Genomic DNA, 16681 nt, shown 5'->3' on the forward strand with positions numbered 1-16681 from the left:
TTCTATCCTCTTTTTCCCAAACTATAGGCAAATATTGAAAGCAGTCTTCTATCCGGTAAAATCGTGAGATTGGACGATGCCTGAGTTCAGGACAGACCATTACTTCCTGCGGTTCCCGTTTTCGGCCTGCCACGTCTGTTGCTATCCTTGCTCCCACACGGTAAAATATGATTACTATTATTTATCGAAAGGGTGAGACAATGTCTATCACACGCTGGTTTTATCATGCAATTACCGGATGTCCGGAGACAGACCTAGACCACACCATGTACGGTACAACCCATTGCCGCACCTGCGGACGGGTTACCTTCGTCTCAGACACCCTGCCCAAGATTAGCCGCTTAAAAAAATCAAACTACTTTATCTATCGTTGAAGATAACCCCGGCTAAGCCGGGGATATTTACATAACCGCCAGGCTGGTTCCTACAGACTGGCGGTTTATTATTTCCCAATAAGCCAACCTAGTACCTTGACACAATTAAATCTTTGGTTATCTTACGGATCTTTTCCCGCGCTGCTGCGTTGTCGTCACCTTACATATGTCCGATAGGCGCGGCCGCGCAAGTAATAAGAGACATATCACCTACCGGTCTCATTAAAGCAGATCTTCCGAATCGGTTAGCGTCCTCCGCCTTGCATTGCGAAAAAATCTACGCAAACTATTTCCATGGTTTTAAGAAAGTGAAGTACTAGTTTAAAGGAAATATGTCCAAGTCTGTCGAAAATAATGGAAAATATCACAGCCCCTGGTTTTTTTACATAGTATATAGCATTGAAGAGCTTGGAGGGTTAATATGCAGTTTATTAGAAATCTCGCAACTGCCAAAAAAATAATTGGTCTAGTATTGCTGGTCACTGTCTTTTTAACTTGTGTCGGCTATGTTGGCTATCACTTTACTGCTAAGCTGAGTGACAGCTTAGACAACATGTATGCAAACAGGTTGCTGCCGGTAAAATATTTAAATGCTATGCGAGCACACTCCCGGGCCATTGAAGCAAATATCGTCGAACTATTCCTGCCCAATATTGGTAAAGCCCGTGAAAATCAGCTTGCGGCCGATATTGCCACGCGGGTTGCCGAATTTAATGAAGTTCTGACTGTTTATGAGCAAACCCCACTGGATACTTATGAACAGGAGCGGCTGGGCAAACTCAAAGAAGCCCTCAGCGCCTATCGAACTACCCGTGATCAAAGTCTCACCCTGGTCATAACCGGACAAAAACAATCTGCATATGAAAACTACGAGCAAAATGCGCTACAGTACTTAGATGCCATTAATGTTCTGCTGAAAGAACTGGCTGATTACAGTGATGACAAAGCCCATACAGCCAGCGAACAAGGCAAACAGGAATCGATAACCGCGGCAACAACGATTCTGGCAACAGTTGTTACCGCAATTATTCTGGCTTTATCTGTCGGTTTGTTCTTCTCCCGGCTGATTGTCAATCCGATTAAACGTCTGCAGGCGATGACAGTCGAAGTCGGGCACGGCAACCTGACTGTACAGGAGCATGTGGACTCCACAGATGAAATTGGGCATTTGACACAGGCTTTCAATACCATGATTGATGATCAGCGCAAGATTGTCAGCACTGTACGCCAGGCCGCGATTGAGCTGGCTGCAGCTTCAGAACAACTGGCCGCCTCCAGTCAAGAGGTGTCAGCAACTGCCACCGACGTGGCCCGCAACGTGCAGGAAGTGGCGCAGGAAGCTGAATCCGGCAATAAAGCAGTAGTGGACACCTCCAAGGTATTGCTGGAATTATCATCAATGATTCAAATTGCCAGAAAACTAGCCGAATCCTCGGTCAGAAATTCTAAAAACACCCTGAAAACCGCCACTGCCGGTTCAGAAACGGTATCTGAAGCGGTTGCCCGGATGTCAGGCATAAAAGAAAAGACAGTCGAAACAGAAGAACAAATTGCCGTATTAAGCAAATACTCCGAGCAGATCGGCCTGCTGACTGATACGATAACAACCATTGCCAGCCAAACAAATCTGCTGGCTTTAAATGCCGCGATTGAGGCGGCCCGGGCCGGTGAAGCAGGCCGGGGCTTTGCCGTAGTAGCTGAGGAAGTTCGCAAACTGGCAGAACAGTCTAACCATGAGGCCGGTGAAGTTGCCGAACTTGTTAAAAAAATTGCTGAAAGCACGGCTGCCGCCGTTGCTGTAACGCAACACAGCCGCACCGAAGTAGAGTATGGGGTATCAGCAGTCAACCATGCCGGCGAAGCCCTGAACAATATTTTAACTGCAGTTAATAGTACAGTCAATGATATTGATAGTATTGGCAATATTACTGCAGACGAGGTGGCCACATCCGACAAAATAATCAAATTAATTAATACTGTAGCTTCCGGTATTGAAACAACAGCTGCCAATGCGGAAACAGTTTCGGCCTCAACCGAGGAAACAACTGCCACAATGGAAACTATCGCTGCCAGTGCCGAAGAAATGAGCGCAATGGCTAATCACTTGCGGGATGCTGTCGAAAGGTTTAAAGTATAAAATTCACGCTTACACAATCAGCCGTTTAGTCAGCAACCTGACTGCCAGGGGCGTCAAAATGACGGCAATGGCTAACAACACCCCGGCATGCACCAGCAGGCCGGGGTTAATATTTCCTAACGCCATGGCCCGGCACACCTCAACACTATGGTAGATTGGGTTAAACCATGCCAGAACCTGCGCCCAGCCAGGCATAGATTTTATGGGAAAGAACACGCCGGAGAACAAATAAGACGGTGTCAAAAACAAAGTAACATAGTAATTAAATTTGTCAATATTGTCAGTTATCCCTGTATAGCATATGGCTAAGAGCGAGAATGTCAGACCAGGAATCACGAGAAATAGTGGTATAATTACTGCCCACCAGGATTGAACCTGCCCGAGGACAGTAATTACGCTCAGGATGACCAGCCCAAACAGCATACTTTTAAAGGTGGCATACAAAATATCAGCGGCAACGATATCGCGGACAGTCACCGGTCCAACCAACATAGCCTGAAAGGTTTTTTGATAATGAAGCCTGATAAAACTTCCGTATGTACATTCAAAAGAGGCAGCAAACATTGACGACGAAGCCACCATACCGGGGGCTATATACTGAATATAGGACAGGCCGTCAATATCCCGAACAAATGCCCCTAAGCCATAGCCCATGGCCGTAAGATACAACAGCGGCTCAATAAAATTAAACATAATATTGCCAAACCAGATCTTACGAAATACCGCCAAATGGCGGGCAAAAATTTTCAGCATCGCCATTACTCTTCTTTCCCCATGCCAGTAAGTTTTAGGAAGACATCCTCCAGGTTAGCTGGCCGCAGCAGGCAGACCTGCTTGGATAGTCCCCACTCTTCTAAACGGCTCCACAGAGCTTCACCATCAGCAGCATACAAAAAGAGACCGTCAACCACCTTGATTGCTTCACCGCCCCAGGCCCCGACCCTGGCTTCCAGACCCGCAGGTACCTGGGCCAGAGGCAAATGCACCTCAATCACAAAAGGCAAAACACAGCGTTCGATTAACTCACGCGGGCTGCCTTCCGCCAGAATAATGCCTTCATGCATAATAACTAACTGATCACATAACTGTACTGCTTCTTCCATATAGTGAGTCGTCAGGATTAAAGTAACGCCTTCAGCTTTAAGGCTCCTCAGTTTCTGCCACACTAAATGCCGGGCCTGGGGATCAAGTCCGGTGGTTGGCTCATCCAGGATAACAAGCTCCGGTCTGCTCATGAGTGCCCGGGCAATCACTAACCGCCGTTTTAAACCGCCTGATAAACTCTCAATCGAACTGTGCTCTTTATCTTCCAAACCCATAAATCCCAGCAGTTCTTTACCCCGAGCCAGTGCCTGGGTACAGGTTAAACCATAAACCCCCCCATATACCGCCAAATTTTCAATAACAGATAAATCATCGTCAAGATTATCCTCTTGCGGTACAACCCCCAGCCTGCCTTTAATGGCCGGCGGAGTTAGTCTAATGGGTTGCTCAAACAGCCAAAGTCTGCCTTCTTCAACGGTAGACATACCATAGATCATCCGCATTGTCGTTGTCTTGCCGGCACCATTATGTCCCAGAAAGCCAAAGCACTGCCCTGTTTTTATGGTAAAGGAGATTCCTTTAAGGGCCTGGAAGTTACCATATGTTTTCCCAAGATTCTCAGCTCGTACAACAGGTAAACTCATACAATCCCCTTTCATTCCGACCAATTATATCTATATGATACCACTGTAAATTCAGTTTGTCTGTAATGACCTACACTCTATGCGCTCACTGCAGGAAAAACACTGACAAAAACAGCTATGACCTCCTAATAAAAATAAATTTACGGAGATCATAGCTGCTTCATTATTTGGCCGGCACTTTAACACAACGGGTTATTCTGCATCGACATAGGCGTCCATTGCCCCGCCCGGAGCGATCATGGGTGAGACCATGTCATCTGCAGCAATATTGGCAACAATCATTGACGGCCCCTGTCGTTCCCAGGCCCTGGCAAGTGCCGAGCCAAACTCATCCGCAGTATCGGTTACAGTTGCCGGAATACCAAAAGCATTGGCAAATGCGGTAAAATCCATCCGCAGAGGCAACAAGGAGGCAGAATAGCGTTTATTGAAAAAACAATGCTGCAACTGCCTGACCATCCCCAGGCTGCAGTTATTAATAACAATGGAGATAATAGGCAATTCCTCTGCCGCGACAGTGTAAAGCTCACAGCCTGTCATTTTCAGGGCACCGTCGCCGACAATATGGATTACCCGTTTATCCGGACGTGAGAGTTGGGCCCCCAGGCTTGCCGGCAAACCAAATCCCATGGCCCCCAGACCACCTGAGGTCAGGAACCCGCGCGGACTGTTTACAGCAAGCCCCTGCGCCGCCCACATCTGATGCTGGCCGACATCGGTAACATAGATTACCTCCTTATCGCCTAGCTGACGATTCAATTCACTCATCACCCAAGGGGCCGAGAAGTCATGCCTGCCGGCAGGCGTATCATACCTGCCCTGCCAATCCCTGATCGTTTGCCACCAGCCGGACAGGTCACCTGGCTGAACGGCCTGCGTAAGTACAGTAAGAATATGATTCATCTCGCCAACTAGCGGCACCGCTGCATCGACATTTTTATGCACCTCAGCCGGATCAATATCAATATGAATGATAATTTTACCGTCGGCGTACCGGGCCCGGTCGCCTGTTACCCGGTCATTAAACCTGCTGCCGGTAACAATCAGCACATCGGCTGTGTGAACAGCATGATTGGCCGGCTTAAGCCCATGCAAGCCGGTCATTCCCAGCAGATTCGGATGATTGCCGGGCATGGCGCCGATTCCCATCAGGGTAGTTACCACCGGCAGACCACACTGTTCGGAAAACTGCTGCAGCGTCTGGCCGGCATTGGCGCTGATACACCCGCCGCCGGCAATAATAACCGGGCGCCGGGCATTGCTGATAGCAACTGCCGCTTTCGCGAGCAGGGCCGGCAAGTCAGGTGACTGTCTAAGCAGCTGCTGCCGGGGATACTCGGCTGCAAGGCCGGCAAAATCATACGTATTGGTCTGGATATCACGGGGTATATCTACAAGCACCGGGCCAGGCCGGCCGGACCTGGCTATGCAGAAGGCATGCTGCAGAATTTCCTGCAGCCTGCTGATATCCTTAACCAGGAAGTTATGCTTGGTGATGGGCATGGTAATCCCGGTAATATCAATCTCCTGAAAAGCATCCCGGCCGATCAGGTTTGTTTGCACCTGACCGGTAATCGCCACTACCGGGACTGAATCCATAAACGCAGCGGCCAAGCCAGTCACCAGATTCGTGGCTCCCGGGCCGGATGTAGCAATACAGACCCCCACCTTGCCACTGGCCCGGGCATAGCCGTCAGCAGCATGGGCAGCGCCCTGTTCATGCACTGTCAGTATATGGCGGACAGGCGATCCATACAATGCATCATACAGGGGCAAAATTGTGCCACCGGGATAACCGAATACAATATCTACCCCCTGCTTGCTCAGGCACTCGACAATCGCTTGTGCACCGGTCATAATCATAGCTTTCGTCACCTCAGTCTGGCGATTACTTGCCGGCCCATTTCTTCGGTCGATACCTTGGTAAAACCGGGCTGGAAAATATCCGCCGTCCGATAACCATCATTCAGGACCTGCTCAACCGCCTGCTCAATCATTATGGCCGCCTGTGTATTGCTGAGCGAATAGCGGAACAGCATTGCCGCCGACAATATGGTTCCCAGCGGGTTGGCTAGTCCCTGGCCGGCAATGTCCGGCGCCGAACCGTGAATTGGTTCATACAAGCCGGTACCATCACCCAGACTGGCTGACGGCAGGAGGCCAATCGAACCGGACAACACTGCGGCCTCGTCGCTTAAAATATCACCAAACAGGTTGCTGGTAACAATTACGTCAAAATTTCCCGGATTCAATACCAGCTGCATCGCACAATTATCGACATACATATGACTGAGTTCAACCTCGGAAAAATCCTGCGCTATTTCAGCAGCCACTTTACGCCATAGGCGGGAGGTGGCCAGTACATTGGCTTTGTCGACCGACGTTACCCGGCCTTTACGGCCGATCGCTGCCCGGCAGGCCAGCCGGACAATACGCTCTACCTCCGGCCGGCTGTACATTTCGCTGTCACATGCCTGCTCCACCCCGTTAACAACACTTGCCTCTTGGCGGGCACCATAATAGATGCCGCCATTGAGTTCTCTGACAATCAGGATATTTACGGCACTGACAATCTCCGCTTTTAGCGGCGACTGGCCGGCAAGAGCCGGGAAAACTTTTATCGGCCGTAGATTTGCATATAACCCCAGTTCCTTGCGCAGTCCTAAAATAGCTTTTTCAGCTCTAAGTTCGGGAGCAACATGATCCCATTGGGGGCCGCCGACCGCACCTAGCAGCACACCATCAGCCTTGCGGCAAGCCTCAATAGTCTCTGCCGGCAGCGGTATTCCATACTCATCAATCGCGGCTCCACCGGCCTGTTTTGTTTCATAAGTAAAACTGGATCCGCTTTGGGCAGCAGCCGCCTGGGCTACCTGTAAGGCCGCAGCGGTAATCTCGGTCCCAATGCCATCACCGGGAATAATAACAATGTTTTTACTGCTACTCATTTTTTTCCCTCCCTGGCCGCAAGTACTTGGCGGGTGTAATTAACCAGCCCCCCGGACTGGGCAATCTCCTGGATGAACCCGGGAAGTGCCGGCACAACAAACTCTTCACCGGTTGCCAGATTCTGCGCGGTCCCCCTGTCCAGGTCTACGGTAAGGGTATCGCCGGCTTTTATATTAACCTCACCTTCGCCCAGCTCAATCAGCGGTAACCCAATGTTAATGGCATTACGGTAAAAGATCCGGGCAAAGCTCTCGGCAACCACACAGGCAACACCAGCGGCTTTTAAAGCCCCCGGGGCATGTTCCCGCGACGAACCACAGCCGAAATTTTTGCCAGCCACAATAATATCCCCCTGCTGTACCTTACCGGCAAAAGTAGGGTCAATATCTTCCATGGCATGCGCGGCCAGCTCTTTCATATTGGCAGTATTAAGATAACGGGCCGGAATAATAACATCGGTATCCACATTATCGCCATAACGCCATACTTTTCCTGAAAATTCCATTATTTAACCTCCTCTGGTCCGGCAATTCGCCCTAATACGGCGCTTGCCGCCGCTACCGCCGGGCCAGCCAGATAAACTTCACTTTCAACATGTCCCATCCGGCCCCGGAAATTACGGTTAGTGGTCGCCACAGCCCGCTCACCCTTCGCCAGAATGCCCATATGGCCACCCAGGCAAGGTCCGCAGGTTGGCGTACTGACAACAGCCCCGGCTCTTACAAAGGTTTCCACATAGCCTAAATTGACAGCTTCGAGGTATACTGCCTGGCTGCCGGGAATGATAATTGCCCGGACATTAGCATGAACCTGACGCCCTTTCAGAATAGCAGCAGCCTGCTCCAGATCCTCAATGCGCCCGTTGGTACAGGAACCGATAATTACCTGGTTGATAGGCGTAGGCTCAAGGTCATGTACCGGCCGTACATTCTCCGGTAAGTGTGGCAGCGCAACCACCGGTGTAAGCTGACTTAAATTGATGGTAACAGTTCGTACATATCCAGCCTCGGGATCGGCAGCCACTGGTGTATAGGCTCGCGTAACCCGCCCGGACAAATACCGCTCAGTAACCGCATCCACCGGAAATATTCCGTTCTTGGCGCCGGCTTCAATCGCCATATTGGCAATCGTCAGACGATCTGTCATTGTGAGAGTCGCCACGCCTTCACCGGCAAACTCCAGGGACTGGTAGCGGGCCCCATCAACCCCAATCATACCGATAAGGTATAGTATTATGTCCTTGCCGGAAACCCAGCGAGGCAGCCGGCCTGTCAACTCAACCTTAATGCTGGCCGGAACCTTAAACCAGGTTTCACCGGTAGCCATCGCGCAAGCCATATCAGTTGATCCAACGCCGGTGGCAAAAGCCCCCACAGCCCCATAGGTACAGGTGTGGGAATCGGCGCCGATAATCACCTCGCCAGGGGCAACAAGCCCCTGTTCCGGCAGTAAGACATGCTCAATCCCCATACGGCCAACCTCAAAATAGTGAGTAATATCATGCTTCCTGGCAAATTCTCTCATCGTCTTGGCCATTTCGGCAGATTTAATATCTTTATTCGGCGTAAAGTGGTCAGGCACTAAAGCAATTTTATCTTTGTCAAACACCTTAGCGCTGATTTGCTCAAACTCTGTAATAGCCGGTGGCGCAGTAATGTCATTACCCAGTACCAAGTCTAACCTGGCCCTGATAAGTTCGCCGGGTGAAACCTCATTCAAACCGGCATGGGCGGCAAATATTTTTTCAGTCATTGTCATTGGTCTAGCCATCTTGTTACCTCCCTGCCGCCTGCTCAATTGCAGGAAACCCGCATACAGCCAGCATTTTATTAATTGCATTTACATACGCTTTGGCACTTGCTTCAATAACGTCAGTTGATAACCCCCGCCCGTTAAAGGTGCGTCCATCACGTTCAATCCATACTGTAGACTCCCCCAGTGCATCCTCACCGGCGGTTACTGCCTTAAGCTGATAATCATGAAGGCCAACCGCAAACCCAACTGCCTGCTCAATCGCCTTAAATGCCGCATCTACCGGCCCGTCGCCGCAACTGGCGGCTTCACAAATCCCCGCACTTGTTTTAAGCTGCACAGAAGCAGTAGCCAGAGTCTGATTCCCGCTCACAACATGATAATACGCTAAGGTGTACCATTCCGGGCGTACTGCTGCTTTTTCCACAATAAGTGCTTCGATATCCTTATCAAATACCATTTTTTTGCGATCAGCCAGATCTTTGAACTTAATAAACAGGTTATTAACCATATCGGTGTCAATTTCATAACCTAAATGTTTTAGGCGTTCCTCAAAAGCATGGCGGCCTGAATGTTTTCCAAGCACAATGGCGTTACGGCTGACACCAACCACTTCCGGGCTGATAATTTCGTAGGTCAGCGGATTATTGAGCACACCATGCTGGTGAATACCGGATTCATGAGCAAAGGCATTGTCGCCGACGATTGCTTTATTGGGCGGTACCGCGATGCCGGTTAGGGTACTGACAAGGCGGGATGTCCTGTATATCTGCCTAGTATTTACATTGGTTATGGCGCTATAAAACTCCCGGCGGGTATTTATGGCCATAACCACTTCTTCCAGAGCAGCATTGCCGGCCCGCTCACCCAGGCCATTGATAGTACATTCCACCTGCTCGGCCCCAGCCGCCACTGCCGCCAGTGAATTGGCCACCGCCATGCCTAAGTCGTCATGACAGTGTACACTGATCGCAGCCTGACTGATATTAGGAACATGCTCACGGATATAGGTGATTAGAGCGCCAAATTCCAGTGGTGTTGTATAGCCTACCGTATCCGGGACATTAATGACTGTAGCCCCGGCTGCAATTGCCCTGGTAAATACCTGACACAGAAAATCACGGTCCGACCTTGATGCATCTTCCGCTGAAAACTCGATATCGGCAGTCAGACTTTTAGCAAAACGCACAGCCTCATCAACACGTTCTAACAGCTGGAGCCGGGTCATTTTCAGTTTATGCTCAAGATGAATATCGCTTGTGGCAATAAAAGTGTGTATCCGGGGCTTCGCGGCTGCCTTAATGGCCTGGTAAGCCGTGTCTATGTCCTTTACATTAGCACGGGCCAAAGCTGCAATCACCGGACCTTTGACCCTCGCGGCAATCTGACTCACTGCTTCAAAGTCACCAGGCGAGGCGACCGGAAATCCGGCTTCAATAACATCCACCTGCAGTTTGGCAAGCGCCAGGGCAATTTCCACCTTTTCTTCTGTTTGCAGACTGACTCCCGGCGTCTGCTCGCCATCACGGAGAGTTGTGTCAAATATTTGAATTCTCCGAATTTCCACATCATAACCTCACCTTCATTAAATACCGACTCACGGGGACGGTTCTCTTGAGTCATTTTTTGGTGAATTAAGGGACGGTTCCGCGGCTATTGTTGCAAGGAAGTTACTAAGTCACTGGAACCGCTCCGCTTTACTCACCACAGCTAATAATTATTTTTTTAACCAGGACATCATGCCCCGCAGCTCAGTGCCAACAATTTCAATGTTGTGGGCAGCTTCCTGGCGGCGTTTGGCATTAAACATCGGCCGATTGGCCTGGTTTTCCAAGATCCAGTTACGGGCAAAGGTTCCATTTTGTATCTCGGATAACACTTTTCTCATTTCGGCCCGTGTTTCCTCAGTAATAATCCGCTGGCCGGTTACATAATCTCCGTACTCAGCAGTATCGCTGATAGAGTAGCGCATAGCAGCCATACCGCCTTCATACATGAGATCAACAATAAGCTTCATTTCATGCAGGCATTCAAAATAAGCCAACTCAGGTTCATAGCCCCCCTCAACCAACGTGTCAAAGCCTGCTTTGATTAATTCTGTTACACCACCACACAGCACGGCCTGTTCACCAAAAAGATCAGATTCGGTCTCGTCCTTGAAGGTTGTTGTCAGCACCCCGGCCCGGGCACCACCAATGCCTTTGGCATAGGCCAATGCCAAGTCCTGGGTACTGCCGTTAAAATCCTGATATACAGCCATAAGACAAGGTACGCCTTTCCCTTCGGTAAATACCCTGCGGACCAAGTGTCCCGGGCCTTTGGGAGCTATCATAAATACATCTACATTGGCCGGGGGTACAATCTGGTTAAAATGGATGTTGAAGCCGTGGGCAAAAGCTAACGCCGAGCCGGGCTTAAGGTTGGGGGCAATCTCGGTCGCATACACATTAGCCTGTTTCTCGTCAGGAATAAGAATCATCGTAATATCTGCACACGCAACTGCCTGAGCAACATTTGTGACCGTCAGGCCGTCTTCACGCGCTTTGGCTGCTGATTTGCTGCCTTCATGCAGACCTACAATAACTTTAACACCACTGTCTTTTAGGTTTAACGCATGGGCATGGCCCTGGCTGCCATAGCCAATAACAGCTACAGTTTTACCTTGAATAAGCTCCCAGCGTGCGTCTTGTTCATAATACATTTTGCTCATCATTTTCTCTCTCCTCATATTGATAAATTGTATTTTCACCCCGTTCCAGCGCTACAAGGCCGGTCTGGATGGTTTCCAAAAGTCCGTAAGGAATTAACAGTTCCGTCAATGCATTAAGCTTGCTTTCTTCCCCGGTTACCTCAAGGGTAACAGTGCTGCCGGAAATATCTACGACATTGGCCCGGAAAACTTCGGCTATTTTGAGTATCTCAGAACGATTATCATCGGCTTTGACCTTTAAAAGCGCCAACCCCCGGACTACCGAATGGTTGAGCGGTAAAATCTGCACAGCCACTACCTCTACCAGTTTTTCGATCTGTTTCTTTACCTGGTCAATAAATGCCTGATTACCGCAAACAGTTACTGTTATCCGGGAAAACTCCGGGTCTTGTGTAACGCCGACAGTCAGACTGTCAATGTTAAACCCCCGTCTGGAAAACATACCAGCCACTCTTACTAAAACCCCCGGCTGATTGTGAACTAATACCGAAAGAACGCTAGGTTGCACATTTACCACCTCCACTTGTTATAGCCTACCTTCTAAGAAATAAAAACGCCCCTATGACAGATCTGACTCTGACATAGGGGCGCCTAACGCGCGGTACCACCCTACTTTGGGCTCATTGCGCCAATGAATTTCTCATGGCTACCGGCTAACGCCCGGTGTCGCTTTTGCCTAAAGCATATTGTATATCGTATACAATATACACTTCAACAAAAGAGTTCCTGGGTGAGTATTAGCTCGCCTCACTGCACCGGTTCGCACCAACCACCGGTTCTCTGAACAGGAAGAGAGTTGTATCCCAGTCATTACTTTTACCATTATTTTACTGAAAATAGTTACAATAAAGCTCTGCGAATAGTTTTTACTTTTGATAAAGTAAGAAACTTTCCGCAGAGCCTTTTATACTCACGGTGTAACACGGCAACAGCCATGTTTTGCGTCGCTTGGCCCAGTCCTGTAAAACAGCGGAACCCTAGACACACTTTCTTACGCGATATGTAACTTTGTATACATTATGCCAGCACGGCTATTCTTTGTCAAGAGGTTTTTTATGACGAAAAAACTTATTCCTACAGGAGATGTGCTTCTAACTGTCGCCGGGTAGGCTAACCTTCCACATCGCCTTGGACAGTAACTGCCACAAACCAACGCATTGCCGCGGACCACGGGCCGGTTTCAAACCAACGCCAACGCCGTTTTACCAATAAAAATTAGGCACCGTACCGGTTTCATCCTGATATGGATCAGCCGGTCTTCCTTCGCTGTTAAGCAAACGTTCGGCTAAGGGCAGATTATCCACTTTTAATACTACCCGCGCCGTTTCGGCCGAGGTGGCCGCAAAGGCATACACATACTCAACATTAACACCGGCTGCACTGAGTCTGTCTACCTGCTCGAACAGACTGCCAGGCTGGTCGGTTACCAAAATTGTCAGCACCGGCGTAACCTTAACAGTAAAACCGGCTCCCCGCAAAATATGCTGCACCTTTTCCGGTTCATTGACGATAATCCGAAGTATGCCGAAATCAGAGGTGTCGGCAACAGCCATCGCTCGTATATTAATTTCATGCGCTTTTAAAACACCTAATACTTCGGCCAGTTTACCTCCCTGATTCTCAATAAATACCGATAATTGATGAATAATCATGCTATCCCTCCTAAATCGTTCTATGACTCATTTGATAACCGGAGCCAGAACCACCTGGACGCTAAGCTCCCGGATAACGCCAACTAATGCTTAGCGTCACCGCCAATCAAAGCTGGCGTTTATCAATAACGCGTTTAGCCTTACCCTCACTGCGCTCAATTGTTTTAGGGCCGACAAGCCGCACGGCAGCCGATACATTAAGCACACTAGCTAATTCAGCTTTTATCTTGCCCTCTAATTCCTCTAACCCACGGACTTCATCAGAAAACATCTCATCTGTCACTTCGACAAGCACAGTGAGAAAATCAAGGTTATCCTTCCGGTCTATAATCAGCTGGTAGTGGGGTGACGTTTCGCCAATACCTAAGAGCACACTCTCAACCTGTGAGGGAAACACATTTACCCCGCGAATAATCAGCATGTCGTCGCTACGTCCCAGGACTTTGCTCATTCTGACCAAAGTCCGGCCACAGGCACACTTCTCACGATACAAGACCGTAAGATCTCTCGTCCGGTATCGAACCATCGGCATCCCCTCTTTAGTAAGCGTTGTCAGCACTAACTCACCTTTTTCGCCGTCAGGCAAGACTTCCCCTGTCAGGGGATTAATAATCTCGGGATAAAAATGATCTTCATGGACATGCAGGCCATCTTGTACACAGCATTCAATGGCTACACCCGGGCCAATGATTTCACTTAACCCATAGATATCAAGCGCTTTAATGCCCAGCTGAGCTTCAATCTCCAACCGCATACGCTCAGACCAGGGCTCAGCCCCAAATATTCCCGCTTTAAGCGAGGTCTCGCGCGGATCAATCCCCATCTCCCGCATTGTCTCAGCAATATATAGCGCATATGACGGCGTACAGGCGAGAGCGGTTGTGCCAAAATCCTTCATCAACATAATTTGCCTAGCCGTATTGCCGCTTGATATCGGAATTACAGAAGCGCCCAGGAGTTCGGCACCATAATGAATGCCCAAGCCGCCAGTAAACAAACCATAGCCGTAAGCAACCTGAATACACGATTGCCTGCTCAAACCGGCAGACACTAAAGAACGGGCCGCTACTTCTGACCAAATGCCAATATCACGCTTAGTATAACCAACGACAGTAGGTCTGCCAGTCGTGCCGCTGGAGGCATGAATCCGGATAATCTCAGACATAGGAACAGCAAACAGTCCGTAAGGATAGTTATCACGCATATCCTGTTTTGTTGTAAATGGCAACTTTTCAATATCCGCTAAGGTAACGATATCTTCAGCCAACAATCCTTCTGTTTGCATCTTAGAGCGATAGAAGGGCTGTTGCCGGTACAATCGGGCGATAATCTCCTTTAAGCGCCCGGCCTGTACATTAGCCATTTCCTCCCGCGCCATTGTCTCCGCCGGTTTATTCCAGTATGTATTCATATTTTACTCCTCCCAGATAATATAAGAAAAGACTTGGCTTGTGCCAAGTCCCTAGGACGCCGGCAGAAGCCTTAGTCGTTCTTACTTATGATCAGCAACCGATATACTTTCTGATCATATGAAAAACCCCAGGCAAAGTCCTTTGCAGGAACTTTCCGCTAGGGTTTTTTTTACCCACGGTGTGACCCCTCCGGGCCCTGTGCCGCTTGGACCAGCCGCAGCGCTAACTGCCGGAACCCTAGGCACACTTCCACTCAATAGTAAATATTTTTAGTAATCTTTTGTATACTGTATTCGTGGAATATAATACCAGCTAAAAAAGACAAAGTCAAGAAATATTTGTCCCCTACCTTTATTGTCATACATTTTGATGGTATCATAAGTTATGATTAATGCTAACGAGGTGAGCCTGATGAAGAAAACCGTCGCACTCATTGCCCATGATCGCAAAAAAGAAGAAATGCTGACATTTGTATTGAAAAACAAAAAAGTACTTTCCTCCTGCCACATAATCGCTACTGCTACGACAGGAAAAATTATTAAAGAGAATGCCGAGCTGGATGTCACCACTTATCTCTCCGGTCCATTAGGCGGTGACCAGCAAATTGGTGCTCAGATAGCCTGTGAGAAAGTTGATGCCGTCATTTTCCTTCGCGACCCGTTAACTGCGCAACCCCATGAACCGGACATTACTGCACTTTTGCGGATATGTGATGTTCACAACATTCCTGTTGCCACCAATACCGCAACAGCGAATTTAGTTCTATGCTGTTTTACATCGGATAAGGAATAAATTTAATCCCCGTAAATAAGATCTCATCTGTACAGTTTGCTGTTCCTCAGATTGAGATCTATTTTATTTACCAAAAATTCATTGTTTACATAACGCGTTAACTATGATATTATTAGTATGTTGTTGCTATAAAATAATGTGATAAGGAGGGCGTGATGAAACATTTTACGCGTAATATAACACTGATTCTTCTCTTCACCCTGTTTACTACCCTGTTTATGCCGGCAGCACCTGCAAAAGCCTTCTCACTTACAGACTTAACTGGTTCTTCCGCCCAAAGCAGCAGTAGCTCCGGCGGAATACTCAACATCCTGTTAGCACTTTTGCTAGGCAAATTTCTTGGCAGCTCAGACAACAGCGGCAACGCTAATAATATATCTTCTGTCCCTGTGACTCCAATAAGCCCTAATACTGGCAATGCTTCTACTAAAGGAGCAACGATCGTCAAAAGTGCCCAAAAATATATGGGAGTACCATATGTCTGGGGTGGCACAACAACTGGCGGCTGGGACTGTTCCGGCTACACACAATATGTGATGAAAGAAAATGGAATTACTATTCCCCGGACGGCAGCAGAACAATATAGTAAAGGGGTTGCTGTAGATAAAGCTAATCTAAAAGTAGGCGACCTGGTCTTCTTTACAACCTACAAACCCGGTGCCTCGCATGTTGGCTTTTACATGGGCGACGGCAAATTTATTCATGCCAGCTCTGCGGCCAAGCAGGTAACCATTAATTCACTGTCGGAAGAGTATTATATTGAACACTATGTTGGTGCCCGCAGATATATACAATAACGTCTGACTATAAGTCATCCATTAGCTGGGTGGCTTATTTTTTTGCAATCTTTTAGAGCGGCAACCGGCTTATGTGGCGTTCAAGCAATTATATTGCATTATTGTATCTGCAGAGTTTAGCCTATAAAGATGTCTCCACCGAAAAAAAATTTCTTACTATATCTTGTATATCGCTAGGCAATTGTAAATTGTCAAAGTTATTTAAGACATAAGCCTGGAGACCTGCCAAAACTTCGGGGGTTACAACAATTGTGCTTGTATCCGGTATAGTAGGCGAAGAAGTGGAACTGACGATAGTTATGCGACTAGCTGGATTCATAAGCGCCGGCAAGTTTGTATACACAAAATTAGTTAAAATATCCTGCCAATCTGATTGAATCATATTAATATCCTCTTTTCAATCTGAATTGCGCGTTAA

Annotated in this window: 16 protein-coding genes; 4 read left to right on the forward strand and 12 right to left on the reverse strand. The window is 48.4% G+C overall.

From position 1 onward, the window contains the following. Nucleotides 1–200 precede the first annotated feature (200 nt). Nucleotides 201–374, forward strand: coding sequence for a hypothetical protein (locus SPTER_RS24910; RefSeq protein ID WP_170233357.1), 174 nt, complete (start codon nt 201–203; stop codon nt 372–374). A 421-nt stretch (nt 375–795) separates the two neighbouring features. Further along, nucleotides 796–2511: a methyl-accepting chemotaxis protein gene (locus SPTER_RS21190; protein ID WP_144352216.1), complete on the forward strand. Its 1716-nt coding sequence runs from the start codon at nt 796–798 to the stop codon at nt 2509–2511. A 9-nt stretch (nt 2512–2520) separates the two neighbouring features. Here the strand turns inward: SPTER_RS21190 and SPTER_RS21195 are convergent, their stop codons facing one another. The 11 genes from SPTER_RS21195 to SPTER_RS21245 form a co-directional block, all read right to left on the reverse strand. Continuing rightward, entirely contained in the window at nt 2521–3270 is a 750-nt protein-coding gene (locus tag SPTER_RS21195) for an ABC transporter permease (RefSeq protein ID WP_144352217.1), read from the reverse strand. Continuing rightward, nucleotides 3270–4199, reverse strand: coding sequence for an ABC transporter ATP-binding protein (locus tag SPTER_RS21200; protein WP_144352218.1), 930 nt, complete (start codon nt 4197–4199; stop codon nt 3270–3272). The genes SPTER_RS21195 and SPTER_RS21200 overlap by 1 nt, the downstream gene beginning before the upstream one ends. A gap of 192 nt (nt 4200–4391) precedes the next feature. Next, nucleotides 4392–6056, reverse strand: coding sequence for a biosynthetic-type acetolactate synthase large subunit (ilvB, locus tag SPTER_RS21205; protein WP_144353025.1), 1665 nt, complete (start codon nt 6054–6056; stop codon nt 4392–4394). 14 nt (nt 6057–6070) lie between these two features. Continuing rightward, nucleotides 6071–7147: a 3-isopropylmalate dehydrogenase gene (leuB, locus tag SPTER_RS21210; RefSeq protein WP_144352219.1), complete on the reverse strand. Its 1077-nt coding sequence runs from the start codon at nt 7145–7147 to the stop codon at nt 6071–6073. Beyond that, nucleotides 7144–7653, reverse strand: coding sequence for a 3-isopropylmalate dehydratase small subunit (locus SPTER_RS21215; RefSeq protein WP_144352220.1), 510 nt, complete (start codon nt 7651–7653; stop codon nt 7144–7146). The genes leuB and SPTER_RS21215 overlap by 4 nt, the downstream gene beginning before the upstream one ends. After that, nucleotides 7653–8918, reverse strand: coding sequence for a 3-isopropylmalate dehydratase large subunit (leuC, locus tag SPTER_RS21220; RefSeq protein WP_246105382.1), 1266 nt, complete (start codon nt 8916–8918; stop codon nt 7653–7655). The genes SPTER_RS21215 and leuC overlap by 1 nt, the downstream gene beginning before the upstream one ends. A gap of 4 nt (nt 8919–8922) precedes the next feature. Next, complete coding sequence (locus tag SPTER_RS21225; protein ID WP_144352221.1) at nt 8923–10467, reverse strand: 2-isopropylmalate synthase; 1545 nt, start codon at nt 10465–10467, stop codon at nt 8923–8925. Between the two features lie 150 nt (nt 10468–10617). After that, nucleotides 10618–11610 (reverse strand): ketol-acid reductoisomerase, encoded by a 993-nt coding sequence (ilvC, locus tag SPTER_RS21230; protein ID WP_144353027.1) that lies wholly within the window; start codon nt 11608–11610, stop codon nt 10618–10620. Beyond that, nucleotides 11591–12118 (reverse strand): acetolactate synthase small subunit, encoded by a 528-nt coding sequence (gene ilvN, locus SPTER_RS21235; RefSeq protein WP_144352222.1) that lies wholly within the window; start codon nt 12116–12118, stop codon nt 11591–11593. Before ilvN ends, ilvC begins: the two co-directional genes overlap by 20 nt. Nucleotides 12119–12812: 694 nt before the next feature. Beyond that, nucleotides 12813–13262 (reverse strand): hypothetical protein, encoded by a 450-nt coding sequence (locus tag SPTER_RS21240; RefSeq protein WP_144352223.1) that lies wholly within the window; start codon nt 13260–13262, stop codon nt 12813–12815. 106 nt (nt 13263–13368) lie between these two features. Further along, nucleotides 13369–14673, reverse strand: a complete 1305-nt coding sequence (locus tag SPTER_RS21245; RefSeq protein ID WP_144352224.1) for a phenylacetate--CoA ligase family protein — start codon at nt 14671–14673, stop codon at nt 13369–13371. Nucleotides 14674–15058: 385 nt separating this feature from the next. Between SPTER_RS21245 and SPTER_RS21250 the strand changes: the two genes are divergently transcribed. Beyond that, nucleotides 15059–15466, forward strand: coding sequence for a methylglyoxal synthase (locus SPTER_RS21250; RefSeq protein WP_246105383.1), 408 nt, complete (start codon nt 15059–15061; stop codon nt 15464–15466). Between the two features lie 155 nt (nt 15467–15621). After that, nucleotides 15622–16263, forward strand: a complete 642-nt coding sequence (locus SPTER_RS21255) for a C40 family peptidase (RefSeq protein ID WP_144352226.1) — start codon at nt 15622–15624, stop codon at nt 16261–16263. A gap of 121 nt (nt 16264–16384) precedes the next feature. Here SPTER_RS21255 and SPTER_RS21260 read toward each other — a convergent pair whose 3' ends face one another. Next, complete coding sequence (locus SPTER_RS21260) at nt 16385–16645, reverse strand: hypothetical protein (protein WP_144352227.1); 261 nt, start codon at nt 16643–16645, stop codon at nt 16385–16387. Between the last annotated feature and the right edge of the window lie 36 nt (nt 16646–16681).

The sequence above is a fragment of the Sporomusa termitida genome (genome assembly GCF_007641255.1).
GTDB classification, from domain to species: Bacteria; Bacillota; Negativicutes; order Sporomusales; family Sporomusaceae; genus Sporomusa; species Sporomusa termitida.